9 protein-coding genes are annotated in these 8,869 nt (G+C 65.0%); all 9 read left to right on the top strand.

The genetic code is table 11. The features are described 5' to 3' along the window. Positions 1 to 198, top strand: a 198-nt coding sequence (locus B3587_RS11810) for an integrase core domain-containing protein (protein WP_292728887.1), incomplete at its 5' end; no start/stop codon positions are given. Positions 199 to 307: 109 nt separating this feature from the next. Next, entirely contained in the window at positions 308 to 658 is a 351-nt protein-coding gene (locus B3587_RS11805) for an NADH-quinone oxidoreductase subunit A (RefSeq protein WP_033107593.1), read from the top strand. Beyond that, a complete protein-coding gene (locus B3587_RS11800) occupies positions 649 to 1,779 on the top strand; it encodes a hypothetical protein (protein ID WP_033107424.1) in 1,131 nt (376 codons plus the stop codon). Before B3587_RS11805 ends, B3587_RS11800 begins: the two co-directional genes overlap by 10 nt. Beyond that, a complete protein-coding gene (locus B3587_RS11795; protein ID WP_033107423.1) occupies positions 1,772 to 2,713 on the top strand; it encodes a complex I subunit 1 family protein in 942 nt (313 codons plus the stop codon). Before B3587_RS11800 ends, B3587_RS11795 begins: the two co-directional genes overlap by 8 nt. Beyond that, positions 2,710 to 3,294, top strand: coding sequence for an NADH-quinone oxidoreductase subunit J (locus B3587_RS11790; RefSeq protein WP_052167098.1), 585 nt, complete (start codon positions 2,710 to 2,712; stop codon positions 3,292 to 3,294). The genes B3587_RS11795 and B3587_RS11790 overlap by 4 nt, the downstream gene beginning before the upstream one ends. Continuing rightward, positions 3,291 to 3,593: an NADH-quinone oxidoreductase subunit NuoK gene (locus tag B3587_RS11785; protein ID WP_033107422.1), complete on the top strand. Its 303-nt coding sequence runs from the start codon at positions 3,291 to 3,293 to the stop codon at positions 3,591 to 3,593. The genes B3587_RS11790 and B3587_RS11785 overlap by 4 nt, the downstream gene beginning before the upstream one ends. Further along, on the top strand, positions 3,590 to 5,431 hold the full coding sequence (locus B3587_RS11780) for an NADH-quinone oxidoreductase subunit L (RefSeq protein ID WP_033107421.1): 1,842 nt from the start codon (positions 3,590 to 3,592) through the stop codon (positions 5,429 to 5,431). Before B3587_RS11785 ends, B3587_RS11780 begins: the two co-directional genes overlap by 4 nt. A gap of 4 nt (positions 5,432 to 5,435) precedes the next feature. Next, positions 5,436 to 6,923, top strand: a complete 1,488-nt coding sequence (locus B3587_RS11775) for a complex I subunit 4 family protein (protein ID WP_033107420.1) — start codon at positions 5,436 to 5,438, stop codon at positions 6,921 to 6,923. A gap of 5 nt (positions 6,924 to 6,928) precedes the next feature. Further along, a complete protein-coding gene (locus B3587_RS11770; protein WP_084595908.1) occupies positions 6,929 to 8,329 on the top strand; it encodes an NADH-quinone oxidoreductase subunit N in 1,401 nt (466 codons plus the stop codon). The last annotated feature ends 540 nt before the right edge of the window (positions 8,330 to 8,869 follow it).

Below are 8,869 nucleotides of genomic sequence, written 5' to 3'. Positions count from 1 at the left end.
AACGCGGCCGCGGAATCGTTCTGGTCAACGTTCAAGAACGAGTATTACCACCGGCACACCTTCGCTACGATCGACGACGCCCGCCGCGGCGCCTATATCTGGATCGATGGCTGGTACAACGCCCGCCGCCGCCACTCGAGCATCGGCTACCTCAGCCCATTAGAGTACGAACGACGCCAGCTCACGCTGGCAGCCTGACCAACCAACCACGGCATGAACCGCCGGAACCCCGGCGATTCCTTTGACTACAGCCTAGGCTCGGGTATAGCCGAACTATCGTCGCCGATCTGGAAGTGAGATGCGTAGCATGTCCCCCTACATCAGCGTTTTCATTGTGATCGGCCTCGGTCTGGCCGCGGTGGGATTGCTGTACGTGGTGGGTCGGTTCGTGGCGGTTTCCCGGGATGTAGTGGAGGTCCTCCCGTTCCAGTCCGGCTGGGAACCACGCGAACATGCGCTGTCCCGGTATCACGCACGCTGGTACCCGATTGCGCTGGTGTTCCTCGCCTTTGATGTCGAGATGCTGTTCATGTATCCGTGGGCGGTCATCGTGGCCGAACGCGGTGCCGAAGCCATCATCGAGATGTTCGTGTTTCTCGCGCTATTGGTCGCGGGCGTTGTCTGGGCGTGGCGTGAAGGGGCCTTCCGATGGGTCTGACCGGGTGGGTGGCCAATGCCGCGGTGAAGCGCGTTCACGTCATGATCGTCGAGGCCCCCGGCTCGGGTCTTTTGCGGATGAGGGTTGAGGCTGCGGTCACGGCTCGCGGCTGGGCACTGGCGTGTGCGCCCGCAGACAGTGACGCGCTGCTGGTCTGCGGACGACCGGAGGCGGCGCTGAGCGGCCTGATTGATTCGGTGTGGCAGCAGGTTCCCGCCCCTCGTGCGCGCGCCATTGTGACCAATGTTGCAGACCTGTCGTCGACGTTGGATGCCGTTGTTGAGGACCTCCGCGACACCACAACCCAGCGCATGCGGTCTCGAAGTGAGCAGGCGAGCAAGCCGCCCGTCGTCGCCGAGATGTCAATGGACCACTCCGGACACGACATGGACATGCCCCACGACACGGGCCACTCCGGACACGAAATGGGCCAGTCCGGACACGACATGGACCACTCGGGTCACGGAATGGATATGTCTGGCCCCGGCGGTATCCCGCTTGCCGAAGGATCGGAGGACCGTGATGGCTTGGAGATGGATGCCACCCACCTCACCCTGGGTCCGATTCTGTCGGATTGGCCCGCGGCGCTCGTTGTGCACTGCACGTTGCATGGTGATCTGGTCACCGATGTGGAGATCGAGTGGGGTGAGGCCGACGAATTGCCTGCGGGATCTGTTCGGGAAGATGCCGCCCGCCTGTGCGATGCAGCATCGCGAGTTCTCGCCGTCGTCGGCTGGGATCCGATGGCCGCACGGGCACGGCGCGTCCGCAACGACCTCCTCGACGATGCACCGCTCGAGAAGATTCGCTCCGGATTGACCCGTCTTACCCGCCGCGCAGAGCGGTCACGGACGCTGGCGTGGAGTGCGAAGGGTATCGCGGCGGACGAATCCATCGATCCGCGTGGCACACTCGTTGGTTGGCTGCGCACCTGCTCCGCGTTGCTTGACCCTGAAGCGGCTCCCCCAAGCCGTCCGGTGCTCGGGTCCGCCGCGGACAGTGCGACCAGCGAGGTGATCCGTAGCGCAGTCGTGGGTCAAGAACTCTCGACCGTTCGCCTGATCGTGGCATCCCTCGGGCTGGAACATGCGATCTCACGGGAGCGGGTGCCGCGTGGGTGAGGTGGCCACGGTCTTTGTCGCCGTGTTGCTGGTGGGCGGCGGTCTCGTCGTGGTCGCCTGGGCTGCGGCGGCCGCGAACGCGATGCTTGATGCTCGATCTGGCGGTGCACCGGTCTTAACCGCCGCCGCCGCGCCCCTTCGGGAGGTGAGCCGCCTGCTTCGCCAGCAACGCCGCACTCTTGCGGGGGCAGATTCGTTGCTGTGGCGTATCGCCGGCGCGGGCCTGGTCATCGCGGCCATGCTAAAGATGCTGGTGATCCCTTTCGGATCCTTCGTTCTGGCCGACCTGCCCGTGGGTCTGGTGTGGTTCAATGCGGTCGACGTGTTGTTGTGGGCGCTGTGGTGGTTGCTCGGGTGGGGAGCCAACAGTTCCTGGTCGCTCGTCGGCGGATACCGTTTCCTCGCACTCGCTCTCTCGTACGAGCTTCCGCTGATGTTCGCGCTGACCGCGCCGGCCATCGCGGCTGGGAGCCTTCGCATGCTCGATGTGCAGGACGCGCAGGGCAACCTGTGGTTTGTCGTCTGGATGCCGGTGGCATTCCTGATTTTCGTTGCATCCGTGGTGGCGTTTTCGTCGTGGGGTCCTTTCCATACCGCGATGAGCGGCGATATCGCCTCTGGCGTGCTTGTCGAGCTGAGCGGCGTCGACCGGCTGCTCGTTCTCGTGGGCCGGTACGCCGTCCTCGTCGCCGGTGCCGCGTTCGCGGTGCCGCTGTTCCTCGGTGGCGGAAACGGTCCGTGGCTGCCACCGTCGATGTGGGTGCTCATCAAGACCCTGGTCGTGCTGGCGGGGATGTTGACGGTGCGACGACTCTTCCCGATGATTCGCCCTGACCGTCTCGCGGGGCTCGCGTGGGTCATCGTTTTGCCGTTGACGATCGTTCAGGTCGCCGTCGTCGCCGTGATCGTGGGCGTCAACGGGGGTGCACTGTGATCGCGGCTCTGCTGTTCTGGTTGTTCGCTGTCGTTGCTGTCGCAAGCGGCATCGCCGTCTTCGTAGTCAACTCGATGGCGCGGGCTACCTACGCCCTTGCGATGTCGTTCGTGTGTGTCGGCGCGATCCTCGTTGTCCTGAACTTGGACTACATCGGGGTCATCACCATCCTCATGATGTTGATGGAGATGGCGATCATGGCCGTTTTCATGGTCATGTTCATGGGGATGAACCCGGCGTTGATGCCCATGGATATGACCCACAGCAAACGCCGTTCGATGATCATCGCCGCCACCGTCTTCGTGCTCCTGGCCGTGGCAGCGTTTGTCATCCCCTGGCCCGCACGTGCCGGCGAACCTGCCGCGGACCTCGTCAGGTCTCTGGGCGACGCGATCATGGGCTCGAAAATGCTAGTGATGCTCGTCATCAGCCCCGTTTTGTTCGCGACGATTGTCGCGGCACTGGTGCTGGCCAATCCGCACGGCCGTTCCGACCCACCTGGTGAGGATCGTGACGGCGAAGAAGGCGACGGTACGCCGATGCCGCCTGACTCGTCGATGGCAGGGGAGCACCACCAATGACCCTCTCGCTCGTGCTCGTCGTGGCGGCGGCGCTTTTTGCTGTCGGGCTCTATGGCGCCCTCTCGCAGCAGGTTGTCGTCATGGTGATGATGGGCATCGAACTGATGATCAACGGTGTACTCCTCGCGGCCGGCGCGCTGTGGTGGTTCCTCGCGCCCACGCCCGATGGCCAGACCCTAATGATCGTCATCCTCGCGGCGATGACGGTGGAGATGGCGATGGGATTCGCGGCGGCCACGATCGTGCACCGCTCCCGCGGGTCCGACATGATCGATTCGGCAACGGACCTGAACGGATGAGCCTCCTACTGATCACACTGATCGCGTTACCCGCGGTTGCCGGCACCGCCCTCCTTCTCGGCGGCCGCCGCTTCGACAGAATGGCACCGGTCACATCGATAACGGTCGCCGCTGTGACAATGGCGGCCGCGATCACTGCGGCCATTACCCGGCCGAGGTGGGAGGCGGCCTTTATCGGGCCGAGCGGTGCCACCCTGGTTGTCGATGGGCTTTCCGCCGTCCTGCTGCCGATGATCACCGCCGTCGCGCTCCTCGTCTTGGTCTTCGCTGCTGCTGAGCGGACACAGACCGAGGCCCGCTTCCATGGCCTGATGCTGGTGTTCATCGCTGCCGTGCTCATCACGGTGACCTCGACGTCGCTAGTGTCGTTGCTGGCCGCGTGGGAGATTATGGGCGCCACCTCGTACGCTCTCATCGGCTTCCACTGGCAGAACGCCCGCACCATTCCCGCGGGTTTCGTCGCATTCACCGTGACGCGGACGGCCGACCTCGGACTGTATCTGGCTGCGGGTGTGGCCATCGTCGCGGGCGTGGGCTGGCAACTCGACGATCTGAGTAGCGCCTCGGCGCCCTGGCTGTCGCTCATCGCCGCGGGCGTCCTGATCGCCGGCCTGGGAAAGGCCGCGCAACTCCCCTTCAGCTTCTGGTTGTCCCGCGCCATGGAAGGGCCCAGCCCCGTGAGCGCCTTGCTGCACTCCGCCGCGATGGTCGCCATGGGCGGATATCTGCTCCTTCGCCTGAGTCCACTCTTGCTCGCGTCCGGCTGGGCGGGATGGGCGGCCGCATGGATCGGTGCGGCCACGACCATCGTTTTGGGTGTGATCGCCATCGGCCAGTCCGACCTCAAACAGCTCCTCGCCGCCTCCACCGCCGCGCAACTGGGATTTGTGACTCTCGCCGCCGGCATCGGGGCGACAGCGGGGGGAACTGCGCAGCTGATCGCACACGCGGCCACCAAAGCGCTGCTGTTCCTCATCGCGGGCGCGTGGCTGGCAGCAACGGGCACCAAACAGTTGCACGCGTTGCGTGGCGTCGGCCGGCGGTGGCCTCTCGTCGGAGTGACGTTCATGATCGGAGCACTCTCGCTCGCCGGCATCCCCCCGCTCTCGCTCTGGCTGACCAAAGACTCTGTCCTCGCGGCCGCGCTCGAAGCGAGCCCCGCTCTGTACGCGGCTGGCCTGGTGGGGGCGGTACTGGCGGCGGCGTACTCGGCGAAAATCATCGGAGTGGCGTGGGCGGCTCCTGTTCAGGACGCGGCGCGTGAGGCGGGGTGGGATGCCGAGCAGCCGGGAACGCGGCACATTCCTGCCGGCGCGACCGGCCCGCTCGTTGTCCTGGCAGTCGGGGCGGCTGTTCTGGGAATCCTCGCTGCTCCCGGCGTGGATGCTCCGTTCCGCGAAACCCTCGGCGCAGCAGGGCAGCCTCAGAGCAGCGTCGCTGAGCTGGCGGCATCAGCGCTCCTTGCCCTCATCGTCGTACTTGTCGTGCTGCGGTATCGGCTTCCGCCTGTTCCTGGGGCAGCGACCTGGTTTGGTCTGGAGCGTGCCGCGGTCACCATCGTCGGCCGCCCGCTGGACGCATTCGCTGCGGTTCTGGCTCGTTTCGATGTCCGCCTCGACGCGGCGATCGATGCCGTGCCGCGTGCCCTCGATCGGGCGGGTGCCGCCACGCGGTCTCTCGACGGCGAGGTCGACGGTGCGGTGGGTCGCGTCGTGACGTTCACCCGCGCGGCGGGAAGGCTTGCCCAACGTTCCCAATCTGGTCGTATCGCCGACTACTACGCCGCTGGCGCCGTCATCACCGTCGCCCTCGTCGTGCTCTTGATTGTTGTGAGGTAGCCCCGTGCTCAGCATTGTCATCTTCTTGCCGGTCGCGGCCGGCATCCTTCTCGCGGTGTTCAAAAAGATCACGCCGGCCGCAGCACGCTGGGTGTGGCTGACCACGACCCTCGTCGATCTGGCCCTGATCGCCGGCATCACGGTGGCCGGGCCAACGAGCGGCGATGGCCTCGTCGCGGAGGAGCAGCTGGCATGGATGCCGGGCGTCGGCACGAGCTATCACATCGGCGTCGACGGATTCTCACTCCCGCTGCTCCTGCTGACCGGGGTGATTTTCGTCGCGAGCGCCGTGTGGTCCCTCCGGACTGAGGATCGACCGCGCGCGCAGGCCGCGCTGTTTTTGTTCCTGCAGACCACGTGCCTCGGGCTCTTCGCCGCCCAAGACCTGATCTTGTTCTTCCTCTGGTTCGATCTGTCGATCGTGGGGATGTACTTCGTCATCGCCGGATGGGGTCACGGCAACGCCCGCCGATCCGCACTTAAGTTCTTCCTGTACACGTTCCTGGGATCGCTGGCCCTGCTGCTGGGATTCATCGGGCTCTACCTGAACTCCTCCCCTCACACGTTCGACATGATCGAGCTGTCCCAGGCGGGAGCTTTCACGGGCAACGCGGTGACCGGTGGCCTCATTCTCACCGCGATCGTGGTCGGCTTGGCGATCAAGACCCCGACGTTCCCGTTCCACTCCTGGCTACCCCCTGCCCACACCGATGCCCCGAGCATCGGGTCCGTCGTGCTCGCCGCCGTGATGTTGAAGATGGGCACGTACGGTTTCGTGCGCATCGCGATGCCGATGCTTTCGGATGCCTGGAGGGCCGGCGCGTGGGTGATCGTCGCGGTGGGAATCGTGTCGGTGCTCTACGGCGCGCTCGTCGCACTGGCGCAGACGGACGTGAAACGGATGATCGCGTTCACCTCGATCAACCACATGGGCTACGTGATCCTCGCCGTCGGTGCCGCCGGAATCGTGTCCCAGGACAGCGAACAGGCGCAGCACCTTGCAATCACCGGCGCCGTGATCCAGATGGTGTCGCACGGTCTAATCACCGGCGCACTGTTTCTGCTCGCGGGAGTGTTCTGGGATCGCACCGGCAGCTACGATCTCCGCCGCTACGGAGGACTCGCCTCGCCCGCCCCGCGGTTCGCGGGCTTCTTCGCCATCGCCGCGTTCGCCTCCCTCGGCCTTCCCGGCTTCAGCGGATTCATCGCAGAGTTCCAGATCTTCACGGGCAGCATCGGCACGACGCTGTGGGCAGCACTGGCACTACCGGGCATTCTGATCGTGGCCGTGCTGTTCTTGCGCGCCTTCCAACGAGTCTTCACCGGCCCCACCACCGGCCTATCGCCCGGATTCGATGACCTCCGGCCCCGTGAGATCGTCCCACTCGTTGTGCTTCTGGGGCTGTCCGTGATCATCGGCATCTTCCCCGGCCCACTGATCGAACTCATCGCCCCCGCGGCCGACCAGCTGATAGGCGTGCTCGGCCCGTGACATCGATGTCTATGAACTATTCCGCGCTGATCCCCGAAGCGGTGCTCCTCGCCGCCGCGGTGATCGCTCTGCTCGGCGGCAGCTTCCTGCCACGCCGAGGTCAGGTCATCATCCGTTGGTTCACCCTCGGGGCGCTCGTCGTCAGTGCGGGCATCGCCGCGGGAGCTGCCGGTCAGACGGGGGGTGCGATCTTCGAGGGAACCTACGCCATCGACACCCCGACAACGCTCGTGCGCGTACTCGCTCCCCTGTGCACGGTGGTCGTGGTCCTGATTGGACGGCGCGACTTCCGCGGCTCCCCCAGGGAAAGCGAAACGTACACGCTCCTCCTCCTGGCCACCCTCGGCACCGTCGTGATGGGCGGAGCGACAGACCTGCTCGTCCTCATCGCGGCGTTCCTTCTCACGAGCATCCCGCTGTACGCGCTCATCGGGATCAGACGTACTGCCCACGCCGCCGAAGCGACTCTGAAGACGTATCTGATGGGGGCGCTGTTCGGTGTCCTTCTGCTCGCGGGAGTGGCACTTTTGACCAGCCTCGCAGGCACGAGTAGCTACGCGACCATGAACACCGCCCTCGCGGCAGCCCCGACCGCTGCGGTCGTCTTGGGTGTCGTTGCGACCATCATTGGACTCCTCTTCAAGGCAGGAGGGGTGCCGGGGCATTTCTGGGTGCCCGACGCCACCGAAGCCGCAGGCACGGCTGTCGGCGCGTTCTTAACAACAGTCCCCAAAATCGGCGCCCTCGTTGCCATCGCCCGTGTGGTGACCGTGATGCCGTCGAGCATCGACGTTCCCCTCCTCATCGGAGTGCTCGCGGCACTGAGCATGACCGTGGGAAATCTTGCCGCGCTGGCACAGCGCAACGTGCGCCGCCTGATGGGCTGGTCCACCGTGAGTCAGGTCGGATATCTGCTCATGCCGATCGCGGTCATCGGCGCGGCCCCCACTGCTCCTGCGAGTCTGCTCGCATACTTGGTGCTGTACAGCATCTCGAACCTGACAGTCTTCGCCGCCTTCACTGCGCTTCCCGGACGCGAGCATATCGACGACTTCGCCGGTGCCGCACGCCGGCATCCATGGCTGACCGCAACGCTGGCTATCGGCGCGCTCAGCCTGGTGGGAACCCCGCCCACCGCTGTCTTCTTCGGCAAACTCGCCGTGTTCACGTCGACGTGGGATGGCGGACTCGTCTGGCTCGTCGTCGTCGCAGCGATCAATACGGTGGTCAGTCTCTTCTACTACCTTCGCCTTTTCACCGGCCCCTTCCGCGCCGCGCCAGAGGGCAGGTCAGGACCGGCCTTCCCGGCGGCCCCCACGAGCGTACAGGCGACCGCGCTGGTACTCGCGGCAGCCGTACTCTTGTCAGGTTTCGTCGCCGTGGCGATCGCTCCAAGCCTGATCTGACCATGCGCAGCAAGACGAGAGGGCCTGAACGTGTCGGATCTGGGGTTTACATCCACAACCTGCCGGGGATTGCGAGCATCGGTCGTGCCGTGAGGCCAGCCGCTTCAATGCTGCTAGTCGGAACTGCTAGGACTCGACTGCCGTATCAGGCATCGAGGACCACGCTGGGAGCGGTTCTGGTCCCCTTTTGGCCCCCTTATCCACAGGGAGGGCTTCGCACGGCGTTCCGTTATCCACAGCCTCACTTTGCCGAAAGCACGAGGGGGACCAGGAGGGGACCAAAAAATCCGGCTTCCGGAAACAACAAATTCCTGATAAAAATTCCTTCTAATCAGGGATTTTCTGTGGGGCTGCCAGGATTTGAACCTGCGACCCCTTGACCCCCAGGCGTCCCAACCTCTCGATCTGACGACAGTCCCGCGTAGTTCTGCGGCTCAGGTCATGCAGAGCACGTCACGAGATGCACGGTTTCCATGCGGGTGACGTCCCGCTGCGTGGTGGAGTTTCTCGACACCGTGAGGTTGCCCCCGGATTCCGGAC

This window comes from Microbacterium sp. UBA837 (genome assembly GCF_002296025.1).
GTDB lineage: Bacteria > Actinomycetota > Actinomycetes > Actinomycetales > Microbacteriaceae > Microbacterium.
This window is presented reverse-complemented; position numbering and strand designations above follow the sequence as displayed.